Origin of the sequence: Undibacterium sp. Rencai35W (assembly GCF_049340185.1) — a bacterium.
Classification (GTDB): domain Bacteria; phylum Pseudomonadota; class Gammaproteobacteria; order Burkholderiales; family Burkholderiaceae_D; genus Undibacterium.
Map to the genome: position 1 here is coordinate 135,484 of NZ_JBMPPC010000008.1, position 26,398 is coordinate 161,881.

Here is a 26,398-nt window from a genome sequence, read left to right on the forward strand (position 1 = left end):
AACTTGATCTTCATCTTGAGTTTACGTTTCAGACCATGAGTGCCCAAGCGTACATGCCAAGCGTGGTCAGTCCAGACAAGCGATCACGCTCCGGCATTTGCCGTGCTGTTTTGCGGCCTACTGTCCCGGAGGTGGCTGCCACAGTTCGACCTTGTTCCCCTCGGGATCCATGACCCAGCCGAACTTGCCATACTCGGAATCGTCCGCCTTCTCCAACACATTGCATCCCTCATCCCTCAACGCCTGAAGCACAGCGTCCAGGTCATCGACGCGGTAGTTGATCATGAAGGCCGACTTGCTGGGTGCGAAGTGCGCCCCATCAGCGGCACCGATAGACCACACCGTCGTCCCGTTTGTCGGATTGCCCGCGGCATCAGCCCAGGTGAACGCGGTACCACCCCAGTCCTGCACGTCAATACCCAAGTGCCGCTTGTACCAGGCGCGCAACTCGACCGGATTATTCGCGTTGAAGAAAATTCCTCCGATACCTGTGACTCTTTTCATGTAAGTCTCCTGAATGCGGTTAAGTTGAAGCAGTGGGTATTTATGAGGTACGTACTAACCTGTCAGCGGAAGTCAGGTTGATAGGATTAGGTATCAACGCGGACTGCAAAAACCTTAAGGAGAATATTGCGAAGGCTTGCCTTGATCCATTGGTCATTTTCCAATCTGTACCAGTGGTTTACAAAGGTGGACAGATACCACGGCTTATAGGACGACATATAGCGATTCGCTAGATCCTTGTCGATGTCATATTGATCGATCAAGGCAGCCCATCTCTCAAAGAATTGATAGATTGTAAAAAAGTGGAATTCCTTCGCCTCCGGGTCATCTAACGGATGCTTATCTATTGATGTATTTGGTCGACCTTCGCCGTCGATGTATGCCCGTGTGGCCAGATTCTCAAGAGTTCTGAGTGCCTGAAGATTTGACTCCCCCTTGGCTTCAATCCAGCGACTTACGAAGATTCGACTATCGCGTATATCTTTGGAATGCCATTCGAGGAAAAGTTCCTGGGCTCGCTTTCTCTTCCCGTCTCGTCTATCTTTGAGACGGCTATAGACATGGCCCAAAACGAATAGAAATCCAGATACGGCTATGGACACGTAAGTCAACTCTGCAGGCGGAATACGAAGCACATATTTGCCAACAAAATATGCACCAACGGACAGGAAAATCCCAATGCATACGACGGCTATTTCCAGAAGGTACATGTTAAGTCTTATGCGCATAATATTTTATGTCCTTATCAATTGAGTTGTGAGTCAATATAAGCGTCAGGCCAACTGAAAACATCATTAGCGTCTGACATCAAGCTTAAGCCGCAAACCTCACCGCGTAAGGCGGCAGCAGCACCATCAACAAAACCGCTTACCGGACCTCATGGCGCCTGATCTAATAATTGGTAAAGGCGTGGAGTTCGCTTGCGCCAAATACCAGACGCCAGGTCAGCGAAATGCTGATGGCAAAAGATGGACACGGCATAGACCTTATTGCGCGGATTCGTTTTCTCGATCAGGGTAAAATTTCCCTTTAGGTAAGCTTCGGTCTGCATGAGTTGCTCTCGCAGTGCAGGCTGCTTCTCGGCCATTTCAGCCCAATAGTGTTCAGCTCTCTCGATGTCGTGCGCCTCCGCCGTCTGCCACCGCTTTAGCTGACCAGCCATTTCAACAGCTTGATCCGGCAATCGTGCCGAGCACTCACGCAATAACACCTGAGCCGAAAAGACGTTGGTTTTCATCATCCCTACCGCCTGACTTGGATTATCTGCATCGGAGTAACCCAGAGTCTGGGCGACTGCTTGTGCAGGAATCTGCGCTGCGGTGACAAGAACTACCAGCGTTACCATTCGAATAAATTGCATAGGTTCTCCAAAGGTCTGGCGACGACATAAGCGGTGCCCGCCGCTCATGTTGGTTTGAGCGAGGAACAACACCGGGCGTCCGCTTGATCTCATGATAAAACGGCTGACTTAGTCGCTTTTGAAAACACGAGGAAAGCAAATAGCACTTCAATCAATCCGCCGAGTCCTGCGGCAACAACGGGCGTTATCGCTAAGAACAAAACAAGATTTGCAGTAACAATCAGGCTCACGCCCATCACCCAGAAAATTGATCTGCCATACATACTGGCAAAGATCAGGTAACGGCTTCCAATCGTTGCCATCATTGCGGGAAAAAATAATTCTGGCTTTAGCAGGAACAGACCATAGGCCATCGCGCAGCAAAGGATCAGCCAAATTGTCGACGCCATGCCAAGCTGGTTCAATGCGTTGTCTTTGCTTGTCTTCGCGGGACGCCCCATCGCCTTTGTCACAAGGAGGCTCATGGGATAAATAAATACCCCGCCGATGAGAAGAGTCCATACAGCCTTGTTTATCCCGAGCTGATAGCACACCAATGTGGCGGCAATCCACACTAAGCCAGATACCAAAACGCCAGGCGCGCCATCATAGTGGGCGTGGCGCATCTCGTGTTGCTGCTCTTCGGTGACAGATAGTTTCATTAATTTTTCCTGTGATCTGAGGTAATGGTGAACGGATGACTAGGCGTGCGTATGGCTATTCCGGCTTTTATTTCTTTGCTAGACCGAATTCTTAAAGCGACGACTCGAATATTCACAGCGAGCCCATTGCATTTTGCATTTTGTTTCCCGTAGCGCTAAATTGAATGACGGAGTGCATCAGTGCTGAAAAAGGATTAGACATCATTACCCAATAGCCTTGAAGCACGCAGTTGGTCTGGCAGGCCGTCGTGATCTCCAAGCTCTCTTGACGGTGCATCGTGCCACCAGTCGGCTGGCTTGAGGTCTGCGCGGCGCGAGGGGTTGAGTGGATAGACAATGCGATTGGTGGGCTTTGCGGGTTCTCCTCCGACCAGGAGTAACGCGTCTTTCTCGCTGTTGTTGATGAAGCAGTGGCTAATCCCCGTGCCAGCGGGGAACGCTGCCAGGTCACCCGTGCGCATGGGATGAAGTTCTCCGTCTATCCAGGCGTCGACCTCGCCATCAATGACGTAGACGAACTCTTCCTCATCTGATTCAGCATGAGGCCATGAAGAACGCTTGCCGGGTGGCAGACGCTGTAGGTTGATGCCAATGCGGACCAGGCCTGCGGCGCGGCCAACGGCACGAACAGGCGCCATCTCCTCGTCGCTTTGCGGATAGACGTGGCTACGTTCTGGCAAATCGTCAGTCGACACGATGAATGGAGGACGTGAATTCATGACTCTCTCTGGGCGCATACACATGACGCCTGACTTGTTTAAAAGTAAAAAAACCGACGTTAACATGTTGGTGCAAAATCAGCAAGACGGATGTAAGCGTCTCAAAAGCGAATGCTGATGCTTTCTTTTTGTTGTAGGCACTTGGACACACACGGTGCAACGAGATTTGTACGCCGGTGACTACGCGACCTAACTATTCCTCGTATGTTCTGATTTCTAGCAGGTGCTTGTTTGGGTCGTTGAAATACAGCGTTGGTGCGCGGCCTCGTGCGCCGGATTCTTCGCCGGGTCCGGTGTTCGTCCCGACGGCGTGGAATGTGGGACCGTAGGCGATACCGGCGGATTGGATGCGCTGGAATATGTGGGTGAAATCGTCGCGTGAGACCGCAAATGCATAGTGCTCCAGGCCGGGGGTTCCCCATGGGGCGAGCTGGATCTGAAATTCGGGGTTCACCCGGATCAGCGTGAACGGGCCGTCGGTGCCCTCGGCGGTAAATCCAAGAATCTCGGTATAGAAGGCGATGCTGCTCTGGAGGTCGTTGACCTTCATGATGATGTGATCAAGCGCTGGCATGATGCGTCTCCTCTCATTGCTGAACTGCGTTGGCATGTGCGTATGATTGAGCGGCAGCGCTTGGTTAGTGCAAGCTCGTTGCCAACTTATTGCAAACTGGTCGCAACTTCATTGGAAGCTTATTAGAAGATCACCGAGATATCGCTGCTGTGCATGGCATTCTACGCATAGCGGTTGGTGAGGTCAAAAAGGCATGATGATCATGGTATACGTAACCGGCCTCAAGCCGCACTGTTCATGCGGGTTTCCAGCCATGAGCCTGAAGACCCGCGCCAGTATTGCGCGCCAGGCCAGGTCAATTTAAAACCTGTAATTAAATATCTACCGGATCAATCTCGACCGACCATTTGACGCGGGATTTCAGGGCGCGCAGGTCGGTGATCCAGTTTTTGACGAAATATTGCAAGGCGGGACGGGACGTGGATTCGACCAGTAGCTGGGCGCGGTCGACGTTGGCGACGCGGGTCATGGTCATGGGGATGGGGTCGTTGACGGTAATGCCAGGATCGACCGCGAGGGCGGCGGCCTGATGCAGGAAGTCGAGGGCGATTTGCAGCTCTTTGGCTTCGGCACGTAGCAAGGCCTGGTAAATAAATGGCGGCATGCTGGCTTGCTCACGTTCTTCGAGCAGGTCGTTGGCGAAGCTGTCGTAGTCGTGCGCCATCAGGGCGTGGTACAGCGGGTGGTCGGGGTAGCGGGTCTGGATCAGGACTTCGCTGAGGTTGCCGCCTTCCTTACGGGCGGCACGTCCGGCGCGTCCAGCGACTTGCATGAGCTGGGCGAAGAGGCGCTCGCTGGCGCGGTAGTCTTGCGAGAACAAGGCTGAGTCGGGATTGAGCGCGGCGACCAGCGTGAGGTTTTTAAAGTCATGGCCTTTGGCGACCATTTGGGTGCCGATCAGGATGTCGACCTCGCCGCGATGCACGGTGTCGAAGGCAGCTTCGGCACTGCCTTTGAGCCGGGTTGAATCGGCGTCGATACGAAATACTCTTGCCTCAGGGAAAATTTGAGCAAGGCTTTCTTCAATTCTCTGGGTGCCGCGACCGAGCGGTTGTAAGTCAATATTGCCGCAAGTCGGGCAGGATCTTGGGATGCGTTGTTCTAAACCGCAATGATGGCAGCGCAATTTGCGATCAAGTTTGTGCATGACCAGATGCGCCGTGCAGCGGGTGCAGTTGCTGATCCAGCCGCAGGCATCGCAGGCGATGACGGGTGAATAACCACGCCGGTTAAGAAATAGTAGTGATTGCTCACCTTTCTCTAAACGCAGGCGGATAGAGGTGACTAACCGTTGCGTCAGGCCTTCGCTGGGTTTTTCGTGTTCGGTGTTGATGATCTTGACGACGGGTAATACCGCGTCTTTGACGGCACGCTCGGTCAGGCTGAGCTTGCGATAGCGCAAGGTTTTGGCGTGCAACCAGCTTTCTAAGGACGGCGTGGCGGAGCCGAGTACAACGGGAATATCGAGCTGACGCGCGCGCCAGACGGCAAGGTCGCGGGCCGAATAGCGCAGGCCTTCTTGTTGCTTGTAAGAAGGATCGTGCTCTTCGTCGATCACGATCATTTTCAGTTGTGGCAGCGATGCGAGAATCGCCAGACGGGTGCCAAGGATGATGCGCGCCTGGCCGAGATGCGCGGATAGCCAGTGACGTACGCGCTCGCCTTCGGCCATGCCGCTATGCAAAGTGGCGATCTGGATGCCCGAAAAACGCTGACGCAGGTGGTTCTCTAATTGCGGTGTGAGGTTGATTTCTGGCACCAAAATCAGGACTTGCGCATCGGGGCTTTGCGCCAGCACTTTGGCGGCTGCCTGTAAATACACTTCGGTTTTGCCGCTACCGGTAACGCCGTAGAGCAAATGCGGGGAAAACTTCCGGGCGCTGGCGATCGCATCCACCGCTAGTTGCTGCTCGGCATTGAGCGCGGGTTCTGGGTTGGGGCTGCTGTCTTGTGGCGTGGCGTCTTTGGCGACTTTTTTGAGATTGCGCTCCAGTGAGCTGACTTTGGCAGCGCGGAGGTTCTTTGGCAAGGCGGGCAAGGCAACCTCGCCCAGCGGGCGCTGGTAGTAATCGGCGGCAAAGCGGCACAGGTCCAGCCAGACAGCGGGCAAGGGCGTGAGCTGGGTGCGGACTTCGAGCGCGTCTTTGAGCTTGTTCGCGGGGACGTCGGTGTGATCGCTGATGCCGACGATCAGTCCCATGACTTCCTGGCGACCAAACGGGACCAGCACGAGCTGCCCAATTTGGGGCGTGGCTGGCGTGGCGGAGGCGCCGATATCCGCCCCAGTTTCGCGCAACGGCCATCGATAATCGAAGCTGGTGTCGAGGGGCGTGTCAAGCACGATTTGGAGGATGCAATGTTCCACGAACTTAATGTAACTCGTGAGGATGTGCGCTAACTAACGGTTTCATAAGTGCTTTTTGACATATCCACAGATTCTGTGGATAACTTTGTGGACAAAGGTGTATTGACATGGCTTTGCGCTAGGTTTTATGCGGGTTTCAATAAACTGCCCATTCTAAAAGCAAAAATAAATTCTTTTAAAATCAATGACTTGCAAAAGCACATAAAGTCTTGAAAATAAATTTTCGCGATTTTTTTATTCTCCTCATATTTGTGCATAACTAACGAAAAGTGTGCATGTAAATGAGGATTTTGTTGCGTCTATTTCATTGGTTCTGCCAGCGATAATGGGCTGGCAGGCGCATGAATAGTAGGTGTTGCATAGCACCATGACGAAATATCAAGCGATCCCGAGACTTATCATTTTGTGATGGCGAATTTACCATCCCTGATATGAGCCTGATTTGTGGATTACGCTATATTTTGGCGCTGCTGGCGGCTATATTCATGCACGGTATCGACCAGCACACTCACCGCATCCGGTGGCGTGAATTGCGAGATACCGTGCCCCAGATTAAACACATGACCATGACCTGTGCCAGGTGTGCCGTAGGCTTGCAGGCTGCTGATTACTTGCTGGCGAATCTGGTCATGATCAGCAAATAATACGGCCGGGTCGAGATTGCCTTGCAGGGCGACTTTGTCACCGATGCGGGCGCGGGCTTGTCCTAGGTTCACGGTCCAGTCAAGACCGACCGCGTCGGCACCGATGCCAGCAATCTGCTCCAGCCATAATCCGCCACCTTTGGTAAAGACAATCGCCGGAATCCGCTGACCGTCTTTTTCCCTTTGCAACTGATTGACGACGTCTTGCATGTAGTTCAGTGAAAAACGCTGATAGGCACCGTCTGCCAGCGCACCACCCCAGCTGTCGAAAATCATGACGGCTTGGGCACCGGCATCAATCTGCGCATTGAGGTAGCTGGCAACGGCGGTCGCATTGGTTTTGAGGATGTGCTCCATCAAGTCGGGGCGCTTGTACATCATGGTTTTGACGGTGTGGAACTCGCGCGAGCCCTGCCCTTCGACCATATAGCAAGCGAGTGTCCACGGGCTGCCGGAAAAGCCGATCAGGGGAACGCGGCCATTCAGGGTACGGCGGATTTGGGTGACGGCGTCAAACACATATTGCAGGCTGCCTGGCTCCGGTACTTTTAAGGCGAGGACATCTTTTTCGTCTTTGAGCGGACGTTCGAATTTAGGTCCTTCGCCTTCTTCAAAATATAAGCCGAGGCCCATGGCATCCGGCACCGTCAGAATGTCGGAGAACAGGATTGCAGCATCCAGCTCGAAACGGTCTAGCGGTTGTATCGTGACTTCGGTCGCGAAATCAGGGTTCTTTGCCAGGCTCATGAAGGATCCGGCACCTTTGCGCGTGGCACGATACTCAGGCAAGTAGCGACCCGCCTGGCGCATTAGCCATAAAGGCGTGTAGTCGGTCGGCTGGCGTAACAAGGCTTTGAGAAACGTGTCGTTCTTAAGTACGGCAAAGGGTGTGGACATAAATACTTTCGATAAAACAGATACGGGAATGCCGGGCGCAGATCGTCGCTAAAAACTAAAAAAGTCCATGCCAGATGTGCGACAGGTTTGGACTAGCGGGCAGAATTATTGCGGTAAACCGACATTATCGCCTATGCACAGGATGCTGGCATCTGATCTGACACAATCTCTTGAAAACGAGGCTGATTTTCATAGAAATTTCAGCATAGAAACTGTGGATAACTTTGTGGATAGATTTACTCAAGCTGGCCTGGCAATACCAGTAATAAAGTAAGCGGTGAATATTGCTATTTAACACCTTGTTTTTATTCACTATTTCCTTTGAACTATTGTGATAGCTTCTATTTATGAAAATAAATTACTTATTCAGAATGTGTATAAGTTTCTTCTCTCAAGGATTTCTTCCGCTATTTATTGCTCGGTTTGTCTGCGCGTTTAAATAAGCATTTGTCAATTGCAATCCCCATGCCTGTGTGCCTTTAACAGATGGATGGTAGCCGTCGTGCGCCATCAAAGTCGTATCCTGAATATCGAGATCGGTGGGTACATGTAGCAAGCCTGGTCGCTCTGTAGCAAGCTGACGAGCCACTTTATCCAGTGACCGGGCTTTAAGCCCTAGTACCATCCTCAAGGGCTGCGGCAATGCCGGGAACGCATGCATAGGCGGTACGCCGGAAATCAGGATAAGTTTGGGTGAGAGACGCTTCTCTAGTGCATCGATCAATTGCGTGAGGTTCGCGCGAAAAGCCGTATTCGATCTGAAGGCCGTCGTGTCGTTGACACCAAAGGCGATCAGCAAAATGTCAGGGCTCGGGGATGCGTCGGGCAATTGCGGTAGCAAGGTCGCGATTCCTTCGGCGATATCTGCACCATTTTTACCCAGCGCCTGCCAGGCGACATTGGTTTTTAGCTGAGCCGATAATTGCTGTGCAAATTGTCCGGTAATTGATTGCTCATAGGTATCTACGCCCACACCGGCAACCGTCGATTCGCCGATACTGATGAGCCGCAGAGTCTGGTCGTTTGCATTGTTAGCCCCGGTGAACGTGCAAAGACCGTGGGGCGATCCGCTTGCCTCGGGCAGGCGTGGTGTATTTGCTCTGGTTCGCTTGCCCTGCCAACTCAGCAACGGTAGCAGAGGTAATGCAATCAGCTCAGCCAGATAGGCACCCGGCATGGCTCAGACCACCTTGATTTTGCTTAATTCCGGATTGCCTGGCGGATAGCTTAACTTCAGGCTGACTAATTTCTCCTGCACGATATTAGCGATGGCAAGATTGCGCTGAGTTTTAGAATCTGCTGGAATCACATACCAGGGAGCATGATCGGCATCGGTTGCCATAATCACTTTTTCGTACTGACGTTGATAGCTGTCCCAAAAGCCGCGCTCGACCAGATCTTGCGGATCGAATTTCCAATTTTTAGCCGGATCAGCTAGACGCTCTTCAAGTCGTTCTTTTTGTTCTTTGGCTGAGATATGCAGAAAAAATTTGAGGATGACCGTCCCAGTTTCTGACAGCATTCTTTCAAAATCCCGAATCTGTGCGAGCCGTCGTTTGCATTCGGCATCGTCAATCCAGTCATGCACGCGAGTAATCAGCACGTCCTCATAATGACTGCGGTTGAAGATCACTATTTCTCCATTAGCCGGGACTTGCTGATGAATCCGCCATAAGTAGTCATGCTCTTTTTCTACCGTCGTCGGCGCCTTGAATGCCGCCGTACGTGCACCGAGGGGGTTAACCTGACCAAATACGCCGCGTACTGTGCCGTCTTTGCCAGAGGTGTCCATGCCTTGCAAAATAATAAGCAATTTATGCTTTTTCTCTGCGTACAGTATCTCTTGCATGACCGCGAGATCTTCCGCGATCTTTATCGTAGCGAGCTTATCGGCAGCTTTACTGTCGAGCTTGGCGTCTTTGCTGCCAGGCATCAACCTTAGTGAGGCATTGTCGTCCTGCAAAACCAATTTTTCTTTACTGCGAAATAACTGACTGACGCTCATGGAGACTCCGGTGGACTTTGATACTTATTCAGGATAACAGCATGTGGTCGATTTTGATGCAGCGATCCATGATGACCATGAGACCGGCATTGCGTGCTGTATTCGCAGCGAGATCGTTGATTATGCCTTGCTGCATCCAGACCGCTTTGGCGTTCACAAAAATCGCTTCTTCAATAATGTCGGGTATCAACTCTGCACGACGAAAGCAATCGACTATGTCGATCTGGGTAGCTGTTTTTTGTATGGCCTGGGTCAGGCTCTCATAACAGGGCAAACCTAAGATCGTGTTACCGGCTTCCAGCGGATTAATCAGCAGCAAAGTGTAATGATGACTTTGCAGATAAGCGGCAACCTGATAGCTAGGCCGTTGCGGATTGGCGGAAATACCGACAATGGCAATGACCTTGCTATGCTGTAGTAATTGCGTAATCTGTGCCTGCTCTGACATCATGTAAGCTCCGCAAAATGTGGTCTGCTCGTGATTAAGCGCAAAAGAAAACAAAAAGGCAGCCTGAGCTGCCTTTTTATTGTACTGCGTGCTGACTGAATGAGATGATTACGTCCTGTATCAATCAGCTTGCTTTAACTTTAACGCTTGGAACGCAATTTATGAATTGCCGCCAGTTGCGCTATTGCCGCTGCGAGTTCAGCCTGTGCTTGCGCATAGTCAATTTTAGAATCTTTATTGACCAAGGCTTCTTCTGCCATTTTCTTCGCTTCGTTCGCTTTTGCCTCGTCCAGATCTTTACCGCGAATCGCAGTATCGGCCAAAACGGTAACCGCATCCGGTTGCACCTCAAGCAAGCCACCGGCGACGAAGACAAACTCATCTTCTGCCTGACCTGTGATCTTGATGCGCACCGCACCTGGCTTGATGCGAGTGATCAATGGCGTGTGCTTTGGATAGATACCCAACTCACCAGCCTCACCCGGCAACGCGACGAACTCGGCTTCACCGGAGAAGATCAGCTCTTCTGCGGAAACCACGTCAACGTGAATAGTGTGTGCCATATCGGACCTTTTCATTCGATCAAAAAACGAAGGGTGTAACTCGTGGTTATGTAACTACGCAGCTTGTCACACCCTAAGGCTTATATTACGCAGCCATTTTCTTCGCTTTTTCGATTGCTTCGTCGATAGTGCCTACCATGTAGAACGCTTGTTCTGGCAGGTGATCGAGTTCACCGGAAGCGATCATTTTGAAGCCCTTGATCGTGTCTTTCAGTGACACGTATTTACCTGGGGAACCGGTAAATACTTCAGCAACGTGGAAAGGTTGAGACAGGAAACGTTGCATTTTACGTGCACGTGCTACCAACAACTTATCTTCTGGTGCCAACTCGTCCATACCCAGAATCGCGATAATGTCGCGCAATTCTTTGTAGCGCTGCAAAGTACCTTGAACAGCACGAGCTGTTTCGTAGTGCTCTGTACCAACTACTTGCGGGTCCAGCTGACGTGATGTCGAATCCAGTGGATCAACCGCTGGGTAGATACCCAGAGAAGCGATATCACGGGACAACACAACGGTGGAATCCAAGTGAGCAAACGTGGTTGCTGGAGATGGATCGGTCAAGTCATCGGCTGGAACATACACGGCCTGGATCGATGTGATCGAACCAGTTTTAGTCGATGTAATACGCTCTTGCAGACGGCCCATTTCTTCAGCCAGTGTAGGTTGATAACCCACAGCGGAAGGCATACGACCCAGCAACGCGGATACTTCAGTACCGGCCAGTGTGTAACGGTAGATGTTATCGACGAAGAACAACACGTCTTTACCTTCGTCACGGAAACCTTCAGCAATCGTCAAACCAGTCAAAGCAACGCGCAGACGGTTACCTGGTGGTTCATTCATCTGACCGTACACCATCGCTACTTTGGAGTTTTCTGGATTTTCCAGATCAACTACTTTTGCATCAGCCATTTCGTGGTAGAAGTCATTACCCTCACGAGTACGCTCACCCACACCGGCAAACACGGACAAGCCACTGTGTGCTTTAGCGATGTTATTGATCAGTTCCATCATGTTGACGGTTTTACCCACACCCGCACCACCGAACAAACCAACTTTACCGCCTTTTGCAAACGGGCAAACCAGATCAATCACCTTGATGCCGGTTTCCAGCAATTCTTGCGATGGTGACAGTTCATCGTAAGCCGGAGCTTTACGGTGAATCGATGCAGTAGTTTCACGGCTGACCGGACCACATTCATCAATTGGATTACCCAATACATCCATAATACGACCCAGCGTTGCTTTGCCGGTTGGTACCATGATAGGTTTACCAGTATTCGAAATCATCATGCCGCGACGCAGACCATCAGAAGTACCCAGAGCAATCGTACGGACAATGCCGTCACCCAATTGCTGCTGAACTTCCAATGTCAGTTCGGAGCCTTCCATTTTCAAGGCATCGTAAATCTTAGGCATCGCGTCACGTGGAAATTCAACGTCCACAACAGCGCCGATACACTGAACGATTTTGCCATTAGCCATGTTCGTTCCTTCAATAATATTAAAATTCGTTTAGACCGCTGCCGCGCCGGCGACGATCTCGGAAAGCTCTTTGGTAATCGCAGCTTGACGGGTTTTGTTGTAAACCAATTTCAGTTCACCAATCACATTACCTGCATTATCACTGGCTGATTTCATCGCTACCATACGAGCCGATTGTTCAGATGCCATGTTTTCTGCCACTGCTTGAAAAATCAGCGCTTCCACATAACGTACCAGCAATTCATCAATCACCGCGTTTGCATCTGGCTCGTAGATATAATCCCAAGTATGGGTATTTTTATCTGCTGCCAGTTTGTCGGCCGTCAGGGGCAATAATTGCTCCAGCACCGGCTCTTGCTTCATGGTGTTAATGAACTTGGTGTAAGACAGGTAGACTGCATCCAACTTACCGTCCTGATATGCATCCAGCAACAATTTCACTGGGCCAATCAGTTTATCCAGATGCGGTGTATCGCCGAGTTGCACTGCGTGCGACACGACTTTAGCGCCAATCCGGTTCAGGAAGCCGAGACCTTTATTACCAATTGCGACCGCTTCAATTTTTGAACCCTTCGCTTCGAGTTCACGCAACTTGCTAGTGACCAAACGCAATACGTTCGTATTCAGGCCACCGCACAAACCTTTGTCTGTCGTCACAACGATCAGTCCGACCTTCTTGGACTGATCTTGCTGGACCATGAAAGGATGCGTGTACTCAGGATTCGCTTGTGACAAATTCGAAGTGATATTACGAATCTTCTCACTGTAGGGACGTGCTGCACGCATCCGGTCTTGCGCTTTACGCATTTTGGATGCGGCGACCATTTCCATCGCCTTCGTGATCTTTTTCGTGTTTTCTACACTTTTGATCTTGCCACGTATCTCTTTACCTGAGGCCATCGGTTCTTACTCCTTCTGCTCGAGTTAAGAATCAATACGCGCCAGATTTTTTGAAATCAGCAACAGCTGCGGCTAAAACGGCTTCGCCATCTTTGTCGAGTTGCTTGGTTTCTTCAATCTTAGCGAGCAATGCTGCGTGGCTAGTTTTCAGGTAGTTGTGCAGACCAGCTTCGAAAGCCAATACTTTCTTCACTTCGACGTTATCCAGGTAACCTTTATTCACTGCGAACAGGGAAGCGGCCATCAGGGAGATCGACAAAGGAGCGTATTGCGCTTGTTTCAGCAATTCAGTAACGCGTGCACCACGATCCAGTTGCTTACGTGTGGACTCGTCCAGATCGGAAGCAAACTGCGCAAACGCAGCCAATTCACGATACTGCGCCAAGTCAGTACGGATACCACCGGACAGGTTTTTGATGACCTTAGTCTGAGCAGCACCACCAACACGTGATACGGAAATACCAGCGTTAATCGCAGGACGGATACCGGCGTTAAACAAGGAAGTTTCCAGGAAGATCTGACCGTCGGTAATCGAAATCACGTTGGTTGGAACGAAAGCAGAAACGTCACCTGCTTGTGTTTCAATGATAGGCAATGCTGTCAAGGAACCTGTTTTACCTTTGACTTCACCTTTAGTGAAGGCTTCAACGTAGTCAGGATTCACGCGAGCTGCGCGTTCCAGCAAACGTGAGTGGAGGTAAAACACGTCACCTGGGTATGCTTCACGACCTGGTGGGCGGCGCAGCAACAAGGACACTTGACGGTAGGCCACAGCTTGTTTGGACAGATCATCATAAATGATCAGTGCATCTTCGCCGCGATCACGGAAATATTCACCCATTGCGCAACCGGAGTAAGCGGAAACGAACTGCATCGCTGCAGATTCCGCTGCTGTCGCAGCAACAACAATGGTGTATTCCATCGCGCCGTGTGCTTCTAAAGCGCGCACAACGTTTTTCACGGAAGACGCTTTTTGACCGATCGCTACATAGATACAGGTAACGTTCTGGCCTTTTTGATTGATAACAGCGTCAATCGCTACGGCTGTCTTACCAGTCTGACGATCGCCAATGATCAATTCACGCTGACCACGACCAACCGGAACCATCGCATCAATTGATTTGATACCCGTTTGCATAGGCTCAGAAACAGATTGACGGGCAATAACGCCAGGAGCGATCTTTTCGATCGGTGCTGTCATTTTTGCGTTGATAGGACCTTTGCCGTCGATAGGTTGACCCAGTGCATTCACGACACGACCACGTAATTCCGGGCCGATAGGCACTTCCAGAATACGGCCGGTACATTTCACTGTATCGCCTTCGGAGATGTGCTCGTAGTCACCGAGAATAACGGCGCCAACGGAATCACGTTCCAGGTTCAATGCCAGACCAAATGTGTTGCCTGGGAATTCAAGCATCTCACCTTGCATCGCGTCAGACAGACCGTGAATGCGGCAGATACCGTCGGTAACGGAGATAACCGTACCTTGATTACGAACTTCAGCGCTGGTGCCAAGGCCTTGAATCCGGCTCTTGATCAGCTCACTGATTTCTGATGGGTTGAGTTGCATACTAACTCCTAAAATTGTTTCAGTACTTGCTCGTGCAATTTACGCAGCGAATTTAAGCTGTTAAGGCGACTTGCATCTGTTGCAGCTTGGCACGAACCGACGTATCCAACACTTGATCACCAACCACGATACGCACGCCACCGATCAGGGAATTATCCACTGTGACGGTCGGGTGCAATTTGCGGCCAAATTTCTTTTCCAGCGTTGTCGCCAGATCGCTTACCTGGGCTGCCGATAATTCAAATGCGCTGATAATTTGAGCATCTGCTGCGCCTTCTTGCGCATTTTTCAGAGCTTGAAATTGAGCAGCGATTTCAGGCAACAGGGTTAAGCGATCGTATTCAGTGAGCACATTGACGAAATTCTTCGCCTCGTCGTTCACCGGGGATTTCAACACGGACAAGAAAGCCTCAGCTGTTTGATTAGCGGAGACTTTTGGATTGTGAGCAAGAGCGACTACATCTGGGTGTGCTGCAGCTTGCGCCATCTCGGCAACCAGTTCCGACCAAGCGGACAGGTTACCGGACTGAGCAACACGGAACAATGCTTCTGCGTAAGGACGAGCGATCGTTGCGAGTTCGGCCATGATTACAGCTCGATTTTCAGTTGGTTCAACAAATCAGCGTGGGCTGATGCGTTGACTTCACGTTTCAGAATTTGCTCTGCGCCTTTGACTGCCAAAGTGGCAACCTGGTCGCGCAATTCTTCACGTGCTTTAGTCACTTGATTATCGGCTTCTGCTTTAGCTGCGGCAAGAATGCGTGCGGCTTCAGCGGAGGCTGTATTTTTAGCTTCTTCGACGATCAGTTGAGCGCGTTTTTCTGCGTCAACGATACGCTTTTGACCTTCATCACGAGCACCGGCCAATTCGGCTTGCACACGTTTTTCGGCTGCTTGCATCTCTGCACGACCGCGATCGGCTGCTGCTAATCCGTCCGCGATTTTTTTCATGCGCTCATCAATGGCGCCGATCACTGGGGGCCAGATGAATTTTGCAGTCACCAGAGCAAGGATGAAAAACACCCCGGCCTGATACCACATTGATAGATTAAGATTCATAGTTGTTTCCTTATCAGATCGATCGTTCCGCAGACAAAGTCTGCGGTAGGAAAAGGAAAATCAATTAGCCTTTGAACGGATTTGCAGTTGCGAAGAACATAGCGATACCAACACCGATAATGAACGCAGCATCGATCAGACCAGCCAACAACAACATTTTACCTTGCAGTTTTTCCATCAATTCTGGTTGACGAGCAGATGCTTCCAGATATTTACCACCCATCATAGCGATACCGATACATGCACCCAAAGCGCCCAAACCGATAATCAAGCCACAAGCCAAAGCAACGAAAGCGACGTTAGTCATGAGAAAACTCCTTAAAAGTTAAAAATTAAAATACCAAACCAAATAACAAAACCAAAAACGATAGAAACCTGAAACTCAAATTAATGCGCTTCGTGAGCCTGACCCATGTACACCAAAGTCAGCATCATGAAAATAAATGCCTGCAAAGGTACGATCAAAATATGAAAGACTGACCAGGCCGTACCAAGAACCAGATGACCGATACCACCAGCGATAGAATCAGAAGCACCCAGCAAAGCTGCGATCAGTAAGAACAACAATTCACCGGCAAACATATTGCCGAACAACCGCATACCGAGTGAGAAAGTTTTGGCCGCATATTCAACCAGATTCAAGGCCAGGTTGAATGGGAACAACATTGGACCAAACGGCGCACTGAACAATTCTTTGATAAAACCACCGACGCCTTTAATCTTGAAACTGTAGTACATCATCAGCGCAAATACGCCAATCGAGATGCCCAGAGTACCATTCAGATCTGCGGTTGGAACAACGCGGTGGTGAGTTTCTGAGCTGATGCCAAGCGCAGGGAACAACCATTGTGAGAATAAATCGACTGGCAAAAAGTCCAGTGAGTTCATCAAAACGACCCAGACGAATACTGACAATGCCATTGGTGCGATGAAACTGGTGTTGCCATGGACAATACTTTTTGCATTGTTATCGACCATTTCAAACAACATCTCTACAGCACATTGGAAACGTCCTGGCACACCGGATGTTGCTTTGCGAGCCGCCAGGTACATCACCACGATACCGATCAGACCACAAACTACAGACCAGACCACTGTATCAATATTGACGTAGGACATATCCCATAAAGATTCTTGAGGAATATGCGAATTCGTTAAATGTCCCAGATGATGGGATATATATTCTGACGCGGTTGGGGCGTTCTCAGTTGCGCTCATGATCAATGCCTAAAGAGTAAGATGAAATAACTTTTCAAGACCAAGATGAAGGCAGCGACGAACGCCAGCCAATTCACATCATGGTACAAGTAAACAGTTGCTGCCATGAGCGCAACTGTTGACGCAATTTTGACAAATTCACCGATGAAGAATGTCATCGGGTTCGCGCCTCCGGGCTTTTTGGCACTGGCATAAAGCCGTGCAGCAAACAAAGCATTGGGAATTGCGCAACACAAGCCGCCTAATAATGCGGATATTCCGGAGGAAGTGCCAGCGATTAACGCTGCCAGTACGGCAACCACAATCGTTGCCAGTAGTTGCAGCAGGACGATACGCGCCATGCTATTTCCTCTTTATTTTGCTGATGGTACTTGATAAGAACTAAAAAACCACCACCTCGTTTGAGCCAACGCAACTACGCGCCAACCAAAACCACGGAATTATACGTGGTAGTGCATCTTATCGTCAAACGTTTGATGCAATGCATCAAAATGAGACATTGATGCTTTTCAGTGTTTGTTAATCAGCTCGGCAAGCCAATGCTGGCCTTGCTCCCAGGCTCCTAAGCCAGAATCTCCGTTGATGTGTCCTTTTGCACCAATACAGTGAAATTCAGCATGCCAGGCTGTTGCCCAGTCTCGGGCAACAGCGAGATCACACCAGGGATCGTTGTTTGATGCAACCACCAGAACATCCAGCTTGAATGCCGTTCTGGGCATAGGAGCAAAACTTTTTGCCGGAAATTCAACACGCTCTACGTCAGGTGGCGCGACCAGAAGAGCCGCCTTAATCCGGTCCTTCTGCTCAATACCTGGCATTCCCAGACTAAGCCACCATGCAGCAAGTGCACAACCAAGACTGTGGGCAACCAGCACGACAGGTCCATCAATTTGATTAATGGCTTCAGTCAATCCGGTCAGCCATGCCTGACGGTCAGGTTGATCCCAGTTTTGTTGCTGAACCCGTATAGCTCTGGGGTATTGTTGCTCCCAGAGGCTTTGCCAATGGGATGGGCCAGAGTTGTATAAACCGGGAAGCAAGAGAATATTCATCGTTTGTGGCGATTTTATTGACCGCGAATCTTTAATATGACGCCGTCAAGACTGTCGAGATCGGCAAAATCAATGATCATTTGCCCGCGCCCTTTACTGCCCATTTTTAAAGTAACCTGTGTGGCGAGCAAATCAGACAACTCTTCTTCCAGGCGAGTGATGTCACGTGATTTTTCGGTTTTGTCGCGTGTTTTGGCTGGCGCGCTCATTTCTGCGGTGGTGCGAGTGACGAGTTTTTCAGCATCTCTCACCGACATACGTTTAGCAACCACCTGGTTGGCGAGTTGTATCTGTGTCGCTGCGTCCGTCGCTAAAAGCGCGCGCGCATGCCCCATATCGATGTCGCCCGCCATCAGCATGGTTTGAACCGGTTTTGCTAAGTTCAATAAACGCAATAAATTAGATACCGCACTGCGCGAGCGCCCTACTGCATTGGCCGCCTGCTCATGTGTAAAACTGAAATCAGTGATCAACCGATGAATGCCTTGCGCTTCTTCAAGCGGATTCAGATCTTCGCGTTGAATATTCTCAATCAAGGCCATCGCCGCAGCGGCCTGGTCATCGACATCTTTGACCAGGACAGGCACTTCGTCCAGACCGGCCATTTGCGATGCGCGGAAACGGCGTTCACCCGCAATGATTTCGTAGCGGGTAACGCCATTTGTCTGACCGATTGGCCGCACCAGAATCGGCTGCATCAATCCTTGTGCTTTGATCGAACTGGCCAATTCAGTCAAGGCACCTTCGTCCATGCGGGTTCTGGGCTGGTATTTACCGGCTTGCATCTGGCTTATCGGCAGACTGCTTGGCGCACCGGCAACCGTTGGCACAGCCTCACTAAAATCACCGGCACCATCGAACAAGGCTTCCAAGCCGCGTCCCAACCCCTTTTGCTTTTTCGTTGCCATTACTTTGTATCCGACTGAGTTTCTAACAATTTAATTCTTTCAACCATCTCGGCGCCAAAAGCGATATACGCCTGCGCACCTTTCGAGGCTGGGTCAAACACCACACCTGGCATGCCATAGGATGGTGCTTCTGCGAGACGCACATTACGCGGAATCACCGTCTTGAAGACTTTATCGCCAAAGTGCTGCTCCAGTTGATCGGAGACTTGCTGCGACAAGGTCATCCGAGGATCAAACATGACGCGTAACAGACCGACGATTTTCAGGTCGGGATTCAAATTCACGGATACTTTTTTAATCGTATTCGCCAGGTCAGACAAACCTTCCAATGCATAGTATTCGCACTGCATAGGAATAATCACACCATGTGCTGCACATAAACCGTTCAGCGTTAGCATGGATAAAGCAGGTGGGCAATCGATCAAAATGAAATCGTAGTCAGCGCTCACTTTGCTCAAGGCATCACGCAGACGTTTATCTCTGTTTTCCAACTCAACCATTTCGACTTCGGCACCGGCTAACTCACGGTTCGCCGGCAACACGTCAAACTGCCCCGCTTCGGAACGCTGACGTGCCGTGGCGACATCCGACATCCCTAGCAGAACCTCATAAATCGATGCGGTCAATTTGGCTTTATTGATCCCCGCGCCCATCGTGGCATTGCCCTGAGGATCCAGATCCACCAGCAAAACCCGCTGATCAAGTTTGGCAAGTCCTGCGGCAAGATTGACCGTCGTCGTCGTTTTACCCACGCCGCCTTTTTGATTGGCGACACAAAAAATTTTGGCCATAGTCACTTTAAATAAGCTTACGTGAGAAAGAAATCAAAGCTCAGCAGTCATTTTGTGAATGAATACCAGATGCCGCTCTGCATCCATGCCTGGAACAGATAAAGGCTGTATTTTCTGTACTTGCCAACCTTTTGGCATACGCTCGATTTCCTGGTCGGGCGACACCCCTTTCATGGCGATGTAAATACCACCGTCTGCCAGCAAATGCTCCGACCAGTTAATAAAATTATTCAATTCTGAAAAAGCACGCGAAGTGATCACGTCAAATTTGTCTGCGAGCTGCAACGATTCCACGCGATTGGTGTACACCGTGACGTTGCTCAGTCCTAATTCGGTTTTTGCCTGGTTCAAAAATGCCGTCTTTTTACTCACGGTATCGATCATGGAAATACGGATATGAGGATAAACAATCGCCAGTATCATCCCAGGCAGACCACCGCCTGCTCCGACATCCAGAACATTGCTGGCATCTTTAAACGCGGGAGCGGCGGACAAGGAATCCAGCACATGCTGCTTCACCATCTCTTTTGGATCGCGAATAGATGTTAAATTATAGACATTATTCCATTTTGACAACAATGCCAGATAGGCAATCATCTGGTCAAGCTGCCCATCACTCAGGGTTAGAGGCAAAGCCTTAACACCCTCCGCTAACGAAGCTCTCAATGCAACGGCATCAAATCCACTCATATGTCCTCACCTGCAACACTCAATTCAGGCGCTGACGCAAAGCCTTTAAAACCACGTTTTTTTAAATGCACCAGAAGCAGCGAAATTGCAGCCGGCGTTACACCGGAGATGCGACCGCATTGCCCGAGAGTTTCCGGTTGATGCTTATTTAACTTCTGTTTAACTTCGATGGAAAGACCACTCACGTCGAGGTAATCAAATCCGGCGGGCATTTTTAAATTTTCAAAGTGCGCATGACGCTCTACTTCTTTTGCCTGCCTGTCGATATAACCAGAATATTTGACCTGAATTTCAACCTGCTCTTTCACCGCATCATCAGTGACGCCCGGACCAGCTAATGCCTGACCTTCACTACCCTGCATGCTCATCAAATTTGCATAAGTCACGTGCGGACGACGCAATAAGTCCGCGAGTGAATATTCACGCTCCAGCGCTTTGCCCACAATACGCTCTGCTTCTGCGTCGGCCACAATACGCGGATTAACCCAGGTCGACCGCAGCCGCTCCATTTCACGTGAAACAGCCTCACGCTTTTTCTCGAACATCTGCCACTGGGCGTCACTGACGCAACCAAGCTGACGTCCGATTTCAGTCAAGCGCATGTCTGCATTATCTTCACGCAGACTCAGGCGGAATTCGGCGCGGCTGGTGAACATACGATAAGGTTCTTGCACACCCTTAGTAATCAAATCATCGACCAACACGCCAAGGTAAGCCTCGTCGCGGCGGGGCACCCAAGCATCACGGCCTTGCGTCATCAAGGCGGCGTTCAAACCGGCCAGCATTCCCTGGGCAGCGGCTTCTTCGTAACCAGTGGTGCCATTGATTTGCCCCGCGAAAAACAAGCCCTGAATTTGACGTGTCTCTAACGAGGTTTTTAAACCACGCGGATCAAAATAGTCATATTCAATCGCATAGCCAGGACGCAGGATATAAGCGTCCTCCATGCCACGCATAGACCGCACTAACTCCAACTGCACGTCAAACGGCAAGCTCGTTGAAATACCGTTTGGATAAAATTCGTTGGTGGTCAGCCCTTCCGGCTCAAGGAAAATCTGATGTGATTCTTTGCTGGCAAAACGATGAATCTTGTCTTCAATCGACGGACAATAACGCGGCCCCACTCCTTCGATCACACCGGTGTACATCGGGCTACGATCCAGACCAGCCCGAATAATGTCGTGAGTACGCTCATTCGTATGGGTAATCCAGCATGGCAACTGACGCGGATGCATCGCCACATTGCCCATGACAGAGAACACCGGAATAGGATCGAGATCACCCGGCTGCTCTTGCATGACCGAAAAATCAATACTACGACCATCTATTCGTGGTGGCGTACCAGTTTTCAAACGACCTTGTGGTAAAGCCAACTCCTTTAAACGGTTCGACAAGGAAACCGCAGGGGGATCACCAGCACGACCAGCAGAATAGTTATTCAGGCCAACATGAATTTTTCCGTCCAAAAAAGTCCCCGCCGTCAGCACCACCGAACGGCTACGAAAGCGGATGCCGACCTGCGTTACAGCACCAACCACCCGGTCGCCTTCAACCAGCAAATCATCCACCGCTTGCTGGAACAGCCAGAGATTCGGCTGATTCTCCAGACGGCTACGTATCGCTTGCTTGTACAAAATCCGGTCTGCTTGTGCGCGGGTTGCCCTTACTGCAGGCCCTTTAGACGAGTTCAAAATACGGAACTGAATACCCGCCTCGTCGGTTGCAATTGCCATGGCACCACCCATTGCATCCACTTCCTTGACCAAGTGACCTTTTCCTATGCCGCCAATAGACGGGTTACAAGACATTTGACCTAAAGTCTCAATGTTATGCGTCAGCAACAGGGTTTTTTGCCCCATGCGGGCTGAAGCCAAAGCCGCCTCAGTCCCGGCATGACCGCCGCCAACCACGATGACATCGAATTCTTTTGGATAATACATAGGAAATATCTGCTTTTTTTGGATTTCTCAGGGAGGCACGATTATAGAGGTTTTTTGCTTAAATTCTTCGCTGATCAATAATTTCAATCGAATCGATCATTAGATGTTTCACGTGAAACATCTAATTTAAGGTCTTGAAATCCGCGAGTCTATTTATTGAGAAATTTTGCGAGAGCCGGCATAAATGCCAGAAGCAAGCCGAGCAACACTAACAGCAAAGAATAACGAGAGTCCAGATAATCCAGCAAAGACGTCTTTTTCTTTACCTGCACAACTGGCTTTGGCTGCTTTGGCTCCGGGAATTTTTGTATCACTACTGGCGGTTTTTTTATGGTTTGCTCTGGCAATTTACTGGCAACTACTGCTTGAACCTTAGGCTTAGGATGAGGCTCAGACTCAGAAGCAACAATCGTTTTGACCGGTACTTCTTTAATCAATACTGGTTCCGATGGCACTGATTTTTCTACGGGCAAAACTACTGGCTGAGGCTGAGCTTGAACCTCAGAGGGCGGTAACGTCAGCGGCAGATAAAAATCAACCTCGGATAACTGCCCTGCCTGCTCAGGCTCGGGTGTATGCGCTGTCTCAATTCTTGTGGAAACCTTTTCCTGAGTATAGATAATCGGTTCTTCCAAGCGATCAATCGTATTCTCAATCAAATCGGGATACGGCGGCACAGGCTCACCAACCTCCACCTCCTCAACCTCGTCCAGGGGCACTAAGCCCTGGGCGCGTAAATCGTCAGTGCCATACTCCTCCTCTGGCTGAAAGGAGAGCACCGAGACCGGGTCAGAATCCTCCTGGCGCAAGAAGCGATCCATCGCATCTGCCTCAACAATATCAGGCAACTGATTATCCAGCGGAAACATCACTTCATACAACAATCCCTTGTCCGACAAACTCCTCAGTGCGCGGTCAAATCGTTCTTTTACCAGACTTTTTAATTTAGCCCTCAACTCGGCATAAGAGCTAACGCCATCAGCAATAATCAGTACCAGGCGTTCACTTTGCGTCAAGCCATGCTGCTTATTTTTAATTTCTGCCTTACCTAAATCCGTACGCTGAAATATGACTGCATCTGAATATGCCACGTCCGTCCCTTTATTATTGTTTCACGTGAAACAAATCGTTATCTAATAAAACCATCGTAAGTTGTTTTGCAAATCAGCGCCAGCACTACCAGCAAGAACATCTTTCGGACGAAGCCGCTGCCATATTTAATTGCCATGCGGCTACCAGACAACGATCCTAACACTCCACAAACCGCCATGGCTAAACCTGTTTGCCAAATAATGTGTCCGCTGTAACCAAACCACAACAAAGCCGCCGCATTGCACGCAACATTGATGATTTTAGCAACAGCGGAAGCGCTCAGGAAGTCATATCCGAACAAACGGACGAATAAAAACATTAAAAAACTACCCGTACCAGGGCCGAAAAAACCGTCGTAGAAGCCAATGCCACCGCCCACCAACATCGCCATCCAACGTTCTTTATCCGCATGAAATAAAGGCGTATGGGACGTACCGAAATCTTTTTTCCTAAATGTATAAAGCGCCACCGCCACCAGAATGAATGGCAAGGCCTTACGCAAATAAGTCGGCGGCAAATGAGTTACCGTAAATGCTCCGGCAAACGATAAGATGAATGCCACCAAGGCAGCAGGCAGCACCATCGCCCAGCGCACCTTCACTGTCTTCACATAATTCCGCGCGGCAACCGTGGTTCCCCAAATTCCCGCGAGCTTACTGGTGCCTAATAAAGTTGCAGGGGCTACATTCGGCAAAGCGACGAATAGAGCCGGGAGTTGTATCAGGCCACCACCACCAACCACTGCATCAACCAATCCAGCAAAAAAGGCGGCACCACCAAGCAATAAGATATCTGTCATTTTTAACAATAATTACGCAAAGCCAATCTTTATCGGATGGCAAATAGTTGAATTCTATTCAAGGCAACAGCATAGCAAGTCTTGCTACAATAAGGCTCAAGAGGAGAAGCCTGACCATGAATAATTTTGATTTTCGTACCGTCCCCTATCTCATCAGCCAGACCGGCGCTGCCAAGCAATTGGGCGATATCATCACGCAGCATTATCCGGAGATCAAACGGGTATTAATAGTGACAGATGCAGGCTTTTTAAGGACTGGTCTGATAGCGCCGGCGATGGCGAATCTGGAACAACGCGGCTTGCAAGTCAGTGTATTTGCCGACGTAGTCGCCGACCCGCCAGAATCGGTAGTGCTTCAAGCCGTCAGCAACGCAGAAAAATTAGAGATCGAACTGGTCGTCGGCTTTGGCGGCGGCAGCTCCATGGACGTGGCAAAGCTAATTGCCGTTTTGTCAGGCAGCACCCAAGCGCTCGGCAGTATGTACGGCATCGGCAACGTCAAAGGCCAGCGCCTGCCTTTGATCCAGATTCCAACGACAGCAGGCACCGGCTCTGAGGTGACACCTATCTCCATCGTCACCACCGGGGCAACGACAAAAATGGGCGTAGTCGCTCCGCAACTGTATGCAGACATCGCCATTCTCGATGCAGAACTGACGATAGGACTCCCGACTAAAGTCACGGCGGCAACAGGTATCGATGCCATGGTACATGCGATTGAAGCCTATACCACCAAGCACAAAAAGAACCCCTTGTCCGATATGCTGGCACGTCAGGCTCTGACTTTGCTTTGGGGAAATATTGACGAAGCCTGCAAGAACGGTAGCAATCTCGCCGCACGCCAGGCCATGTTGCTGGGAGCCATGCTGGCGGGACAGTGCTTTGCCAATGCGCCGTGCGCCGCGGTACATGCCCTCGCGTACCCGATCGGCGGCATCTTTCATGTCCCGCATGGTCTGTCTAACTCGCTAGTCTTGCCGCACGTATTGCGCTTCAACGCACCAAATGCAGCCGGGCAATATGCCGAGCTCGCCAGCATCATTGCACCAGACGCACAAGGTAGTGACGAGGCCCGCAGTTCAGCCTTGATCCATGCGATGGAAGCACTGGCGCAACGGGTCGGGATAGAAACGCAGTTGCGGCAAGTCGGCGTCACGGTGAATGACCTCGACCAGCTGGCGAACGACGCCATGTTGCAGACCCGTTTGCTAGGCAACAACCCGAGAGAAGTTAGCTTAGCCGATGCCCGCGCGATTTACGCTGCAGCGCTATAAAGCCTGTGACGTAAAAAGCGGAAAATGAGAATGGTGGCTGGACACGCAGTATTGACGCGCCTCTCCAGCCTGCCCTGCCAGAAGGCGCGTGGATAGTGCGGCTCAGGGCTGCTCAATGTACAACCGTACTATTCTGACTGCCTTAACGCCTCTGCACCCTGCATCGGCCCGACCACCAAACCCTGCATGATCAAAACCGGTCAGTTTCTGAGCTCTTCGACGTATTTCAGATACGTCGTATCAGTGGCGTTAACAATGTCCCAGGCGCGCCGGTAATGGCCGCTGGGAAGCTGGCTGTCTATCGCGATAAGCTGCTTCAATATGTCGGGTTCACCAAGCTGTATCAGGACCGCTTTTTGTAGCGCAAGCAAATGAAGATGTGAGCGCACTCGTTCGTGTTCAGCCGCGTGCTGCGCGAGCAAACTGGAGTTACTCAAGGAGTAAGAGCTTAATAACACATGCAATAGTTCGTGGAACAGAGTATCTGCTTTGTAGCGTAACGGTACAGGTGTTGCCGTAAAGCTCTTCAATGTATATCGCATATTGATACTGACACCGACCATCGATTGCGATGGCAGATCGCACAGCGACAAGTGCGTATCGATATCCGCAGGAAAAGACCTACCAGTAATCGTCTCAGCAGCCAGAATCATGCGGGGACCATGCTCTTGCCAGATCCCTTCGAACTCCGCTTTACGCAAGCTCAGTTCTGCTTTCCATTCATCCTTGATCGTAGCGTTACGCAAAAATGAACACGCAGAATCCATCGTCGGATTATAGAGAATATGCACTTGCGCCTGAGTCGCACAAGCCGGTTCAACAACTAGCAAGAATAAAGCAAGGACGAAAATAGACCGGATCATTGAATACGCTTTCACATGGCTCAAAAATTA

Annotated in this window: 29 protein-coding genes; 1 reads left to right on the plus strand and 28 read right to left on the minus strand. The window is 50.4% G+C overall.

The features are described from left to right. Nucleotides 1-117: 117 nt before the first annotated feature. The 27 genes from ACO0K3_RS16915 to ACO0K3_RS17045 form a co-directional block, all read right to left on the minus strand. A complete protein-coding gene (locus ACO0K3_RS16915) occupies nucleotides 118-504 on the minus strand; it encodes a VOC family protein (RefSeq protein WP_422986615.1) in 387 nt (128 codons plus the stop codon). An 86-nt stretch (nucleotides 505-590) separates the two neighbouring features. After that, entirely contained in the window at nucleotides 591-1,214 is a 624-nt protein-coding gene (locus ACO0K3_RS16920; RefSeq protein ID WP_422986617.1) for a hypothetical protein, read from the minus strand. A 167-nt stretch (nucleotides 1,215-1,381) separates the two neighbouring features. Next, nucleotides 1,382-1,864, minus strand: a complete 483-nt coding sequence (locus tag ACO0K3_RS16925) for a hypothetical protein (protein WP_422986619.1) — start codon at nucleotides 1,862-1,864, stop codon at nucleotides 1,382-1,384. An 89-nt stretch (nucleotides 1,865-1,953) separates the two neighbouring features. After that, a complete protein-coding gene (locus tag ACO0K3_RS16930; protein WP_422986621.1) occupies nucleotides 1,954-2,505 on the minus strand; it encodes a DUF7010 family protein in 552 nt (183 codons plus the stop codon). 194 nt (nucleotides 2,506-2,699) lie between these two features. Then, nucleotides 2,700-3,224: a cupin domain-containing protein gene (locus ACO0K3_RS16935; RefSeq protein WP_422986623.1), complete on the minus strand. Its 525-nt coding sequence runs from the start codon at nucleotides 3,222-3,224 to the stop codon at nucleotides 2,700-2,702. Nucleotides 3,225-3,417: 193 nt separating this feature from the next. Then, nucleotides 3,418-3,798 carry a VOC family protein gene (locus ACO0K3_RS16940; RefSeq protein ID WP_422986625.1) on the minus strand — a complete coding sequence of 127 codons (381 nt, stop codon included), beginning with the start codon at nucleotides 3,796-3,798 and terminating at the stop codon, nucleotides 3,418-3,420. 313 nt (nucleotides 3,799-4,111) lie between these two features. Next, on the minus strand, nucleotides 4,112-6,163 hold the full coding sequence (locus tag ACO0K3_RS16945) for a primosomal protein N' (protein WP_422986627.1): 2,052 nt from the start codon (nucleotides 6,161-6,163) through the stop codon (nucleotides 4,112-4,114). 449 nt (nucleotides 6,164-6,612) lie between these two features. Further along, nucleotides 6,613-7,704 carry a uroporphyrinogen decarboxylase gene (hemE, locus tag ACO0K3_RS16950; protein WP_422986629.1) on the minus strand — a complete coding sequence of 364 codons (1,092 nt, stop codon included), beginning with the start codon at nucleotides 7,702-7,704 and terminating at the stop codon, nucleotides 6,613-6,615. 391 nt (nucleotides 7,705-8,095) lie between these two features. Beyond that, nucleotides 8,096-8,881 carry an SGNH/GDSL hydrolase family protein gene (locus ACO0K3_RS16955; RefSeq protein ID WP_422986631.1) on the minus strand — a complete coding sequence of 262 codons (786 nt, stop codon included), beginning with the start codon at nucleotides 8,879-8,881 and terminating at the stop codon, nucleotides 8,096-8,098. 3 nt (nucleotides 8,882-8,884) lie between these two features. Further along, the gene (locus ACO0K3_RS16960) at nucleotides 8,885-9,709 is read right to left on the minus strand and encodes a PPK2 family polyphosphate kinase (protein WP_422986633.1); all 825 of its coding nucleotides are present in this window, start codon (nucleotides 9,707-9,709) and stop codon (nucleotides 8,885-8,887) included. 28 nt (nucleotides 9,710-9,737) lie between these two features. Beyond that, nucleotides 9,738-10,160 carry a CoA-binding protein gene (locus tag ACO0K3_RS16965; RefSeq protein ID WP_422986635.1) on the minus strand — a complete coding sequence of 141 codons (423 nt, stop codon included), beginning with the start codon at nucleotides 10,158-10,160 and terminating at the stop codon, nucleotides 9,738-9,740. Nucleotides 10,161-10,297: 137 nt separating this feature from the next. Beyond that, on the minus strand, nucleotides 10,298-10,720 hold the full coding sequence (locus tag ACO0K3_RS16970) for a F0F1 ATP synthase subunit epsilon (RefSeq protein ID WP_422955268.1): 423 nt from the start codon (nucleotides 10,718-10,720) through the stop codon (nucleotides 10,298-10,300). Between the two features lie 85 nt (nucleotides 10,721-10,805). Then, nucleotides 10,806-12,209: a F0F1 ATP synthase subunit beta gene (gene atpD, locus ACO0K3_RS16975; RefSeq protein WP_422955267.1), complete on the minus strand. Its 1,404-nt coding sequence runs from the start codon at nucleotides 12,207-12,209 to the stop codon at nucleotides 10,806-10,808. Between the two features lie 30 nt (nucleotides 12,210-12,239). Further along, complete coding sequence (atpG, locus tag ACO0K3_RS16980) at nucleotides 12,240-13,109, minus strand: F0F1 ATP synthase subunit gamma (protein WP_422955266.1); 870 nt, start codon at nucleotides 13,107-13,109, stop codon at nucleotides 12,240-12,242. A gap of 31 nt (nucleotides 13,110-13,140) precedes the next feature. Further along, nucleotides 13,141-14,682: a F0F1 ATP synthase subunit alpha gene (atpA, locus tag ACO0K3_RS16985; protein WP_422955265.1), complete on the minus strand. Its 1,542-nt coding sequence runs from the start codon at nucleotides 14,680-14,682 to the stop codon at nucleotides 13,141-13,143. Between the two features lie 52 nt (nucleotides 14,683-14,734). After that, nucleotides 14,735-15,268, minus strand: coding sequence for a F0F1 ATP synthase subunit delta (locus tag ACO0K3_RS16990; RefSeq protein WP_422986637.1), 534 nt, complete (start codon nucleotides 15,266-15,268; stop codon nucleotides 14,735-14,737). A 2-nt stretch (nucleotides 15,269-15,270) separates the two neighbouring features. Continuing rightward, a complete protein-coding gene (locus ACO0K3_RS16995) occupies nucleotides 15,271-15,741 on the minus strand; it encodes a F0F1 ATP synthase subunit B (protein WP_422986639.1) in 471 nt (156 codons plus the stop codon). A 64-nt stretch (nucleotides 15,742-15,805) separates the two neighbouring features. After that, on the minus strand, nucleotides 15,806-16,048 hold the full coding sequence (atpE, locus tag ACO0K3_RS17000; protein ID WP_110254369.1) for a F0F1 ATP synthase subunit C: 243 nt from the start codon (nucleotides 16,046-16,048) through the stop codon (nucleotides 15,806-15,808). A gap of 80 nt (nucleotides 16,049-16,128) precedes the next feature. Further along, entirely contained in the window at nucleotides 16,129-16,959 is an 831-nt protein-coding gene (atpB, locus tag ACO0K3_RS17005; protein ID WP_422986641.1) for a F0F1 ATP synthase subunit A, read from the minus strand. A gap of 2 nt (nucleotides 16,960-16,961) precedes the next feature. Then, nucleotides 16,962-17,300, minus strand: a complete 339-nt coding sequence (locus ACO0K3_RS17010) for an ATP synthase subunit I (protein WP_422986643.1) — start codon at nucleotides 17,298-17,300, stop codon at nucleotides 16,962-16,964. Nucleotides 17,301-17,468: 168 nt separating this feature from the next. Continuing rightward, nucleotides 17,469-18,011: an RBBP9/YdeN family alpha/beta hydrolase gene (locus ACO0K3_RS17015; RefSeq protein ID WP_422986645.1), complete on the minus strand. Its 543-nt coding sequence runs from the start codon at nucleotides 18,009-18,011 to the stop codon at nucleotides 17,469-17,471. A gap of 14 nt (nucleotides 18,012-18,025) precedes the next feature. Next, the gene (locus ACO0K3_RS17020) at nucleotides 18,026-18,919 is read right to left on the minus strand and encodes a ParB/RepB/Spo0J family partition protein (protein WP_422959413.1); all 894 of its coding nucleotides are present in this window, start codon (nucleotides 18,917-18,919) and stop codon (nucleotides 18,026-18,028) included. Next, complete coding sequence (locus ACO0K3_RS17025) at nucleotides 18,919-19,710, minus strand: ParA family protein (protein ID WP_422959412.1); 792 nt, start codon at nucleotides 19,708-19,710, stop codon at nucleotides 18,919-18,921. Before ACO0K3_RS17025 ends, ACO0K3_RS17020 begins: the two co-directional genes overlap by 1 nt. 33 nt (nucleotides 19,711-19,743) lie before the next feature. Continuing rightward, complete coding sequence (gene rsmG, locus ACO0K3_RS17030) at nucleotides 19,744-20,400, minus strand: 16S rRNA (guanine(527)-N(7))-methyltransferase RsmG (protein WP_422986647.1); 657 nt, start codon at nucleotides 20,398-20,400, stop codon at nucleotides 19,744-19,746. Beyond that, entirely contained in the window at nucleotides 20,397-22,340 is a 1,944-nt protein-coding gene (gene mnmG / locus ACO0K3_RS17035) for a tRNA uridine-5-carboxymethylaminomethyl(34) synthesis enzyme MnmG (RefSeq protein WP_422986649.1), read from the minus strand. Before mnmG ends, rsmG begins: the two co-directional genes overlap by 4 nt. Before the next feature lie 149 nt (nucleotides 22,341-22,489). Next, nucleotides 22,490-23,431: a hypothetical protein gene (locus ACO0K3_RS17040; RefSeq protein WP_422986651.1), complete on the minus strand. Its 942-nt coding sequence runs from the start codon at nucleotides 23,429-23,431 to the stop codon at nucleotides 22,490-22,492. A 38-nt stretch (nucleotides 23,432-23,469) separates the two neighbouring features. Continuing rightward, nucleotides 23,470-24,231, minus strand: a complete 762-nt coding sequence (locus tag ACO0K3_RS17045; RefSeq protein ID WP_422986653.1) for a sulfite exporter TauE/SafE family protein — start codon at nucleotides 24,229-24,231, stop codon at nucleotides 23,470-23,472. Nucleotides 24,232-24,347: 116 nt separating this feature from the next. Here ACO0K3_RS17045 and ACO0K3_RS17050 point away from each other — a divergent pair, with 116 nt between their 5' ends. Next, nucleotides 24,348-25,505, plus strand: a complete 1,158-nt coding sequence (locus ACO0K3_RS17050) for an iron-containing alcohol dehydrogenase (protein WP_422986655.1) — start codon at nucleotides 24,348-24,350, stop codon at nucleotides 25,503-25,505. A gap of 200 nt (nucleotides 25,506-25,705) precedes the next feature. Here the strand turns inward: ACO0K3_RS17050 and ACO0K3_RS17055 are convergent, their stop codons facing one another. Next, complete coding sequence (locus ACO0K3_RS17055) at nucleotides 25,706-26,368, minus strand: hypothetical protein (protein WP_422986657.1); 663 nt, start codon at nucleotides 26,366-26,368, stop codon at nucleotides 25,706-25,708. Nucleotides 26,369-26,398 lie beyond the last annotated feature (30 nt).

Bases quoted from the DNA above. Each gene is read 5' to 3' on its own strand.
- ACO0K3_RS16915 (WP_422986615.1), bottom strand. From the start codon at position 504: ATGAAAAGAGTCACAGGTATCGGAGGAATTTTCTTCAACGCGAATAAT.
- ACO0K3_RS16920 (WP_422986617.1), bottom strand. From the start codon at position 1,214: ATGTACCTTCTGGAAATAGCCGTCGTATGCATTGGGATTTTCCTGTCC.
- ACO0K3_RS16925 (WP_422986619.1), bottom strand. From the start codon at position 1,864: ATGCAATTTATTCGAATGGTAACGCTGGTAGTTCTTGTCACCGCAGCG.
- ACO0K3_RS16930 (WP_422986621.1), bottom strand. From the start codon at position 2,505: ATGAAACTATCTGTCACCGAAGAGCAGCAACACGAGATGCGCCACGCC.
- ACO0K3_RS16935 (WP_422986623.1), bottom strand. From the start codon at position 3,224: ATGAATTCACGTCCTCCATTCATCGTGTCGACTGACGATTTGCCAGAA.
- ACO0K3_RS16940 (WP_422986625.1), bottom strand. From the start codon at position 3,798: ATGCCAGCGCTTGATCACATCATCATGAAGGTCAACGACCTCCAGAGC.
- hemE (WP_422986629.1), bottom strand. From the start codon at position 7,704: ATGTCCACACCCTTTGCCGTACTTAAGAACGACACGTTTCTCAAAGCC.
- ACO0K3_RS16955 (WP_422986631.1), bottom strand. From the start codon at position 8,881: ATGCCGGGTGCCTATCTGGCTGAGCTGATTGCATTACCTCTGCTACCG.
- ACO0K3_RS16960 (WP_422986633.1), bottom strand. From the start codon at position 9,709: ATGAGCGTCAGTCAGTTATTTCGCAGTAAAGAAAAATTGGTTTTGCAG.
- ACO0K3_RS16965 (WP_422986635.1), bottom strand. From the start codon at position 10,160: ATGATGTCAGAGCAGGCACAGATTACGCAATTACTACAGCATAGCAAG.
- ACO0K3_RS16970 (WP_422955268.1), bottom strand. From the start codon at position 10,720: ATGGCACACACTATTCACGTTGACGTGGTTTCCGCAGAAGAGCTGATC.
- atpD (WP_422955267.1), bottom strand. From the start codon at position 12,209: ATGGCTAATGGCAAAATCGTTCAGTGTATCGGCGCTGTTGTGGACGTT.
- atpG (WP_422955266.1), bottom strand. From the start codon at position 13,109: ATGGCCTCAGGTAAAGAGATACGTGGCAAGATCAAAAGTGTAGAAAAC.
- atpA (WP_422955265.1), bottom strand. From the start codon at position 14,682: ATGCAACTCAACCCATCAGAAATCAGTGAGCTGATCAAGAGCCGGATT.
- ACO0K3_RS16990 (WP_422986637.1), bottom strand. From the start codon at position 15,268: ATGGCCGAACTCGCAACGATCGCTCGTCCTTACGCAGAAGCATTGTTC.
- ACO0K3_RS16995 (WP_422986639.1), bottom strand. From the start codon at position 15,741: ATGAATCTTAATCTATCAATGTGGTATCAGGCCGGGGTGTTTTTCATC.
- atpE (WP_110254369.1), bottom strand. From the start codon at position 16,048: ATGACTAACGTCGCTTTCGTTGCTTTGGCTTGTGGCTTGATTATCGGT.
- atpB (WP_422986641.1), bottom strand. From the start codon at position 16,959: ATGAGCGCAACTGAGAACGCCCCAACCGCGTCAGAATATATATCCCAT.
- ACO0K3_RS17010 (WP_422986643.1), bottom strand. From the start codon at position 17,300: ATGGCGCGTATCGTCCTGCTGCAACTACTGGCAACGATTGTGGTTGCC.
- ACO0K3_RS17015 (WP_422986645.1), bottom strand. From the start codon at position 18,011: ATGAATATTCTCTTGCTTCCCGGTTTATACAACTCTGGCCCATCCCAT.
- ACO0K3_RS17020 (WP_422959413.1), bottom strand. From the start codon at position 18,919: ATGGCAACGAAAAAGCAAAAGGGGTTGGGACGCGGCTTGGAAGCCTTG.
- ACO0K3_RS17025 (WP_422959412.1), bottom strand. From the start codon at position 19,710: ATGGCCAAAATTTTTTGTGTCGCCAATCAAAAAGGCGGCGTGGGTAAA.
- rsmG (WP_422986647.1), bottom strand. From the start codon at position 20,400: ATGAGTGGATTTGATGCCGTTGCATTGAGAGCTTCGTTAGCGGAGGGT.
- mnmG (WP_422986649.1), bottom strand. From the start codon at position 22,340: ATGTATTATCCAAAAGAATTCGATGTCATCGTGGTTGGCGGCGGTCAT.
- ACO0K3_RS17045 (WP_422986653.1), bottom strand. From the start codon at position 24,231: ATGACAGATATCTTATTGCTTGGTGGTGCCGCCTTTTTTGCTGGATTG.
- ACO0K3_RS17050 (WP_422986655.1), top strand. From the start codon at position 24,348: ATGAATAATTTTGATTTTCGTACCGTCCCCTATCTCATCAGCCAGACC.
- ACO0K3_RS17055 (WP_422986657.1), bottom strand. From the start codon at position 26,368: ATGATCCGGTCTATTTTCGTCCTTGCTTTATTCTTGCTAGTTGTTGAA.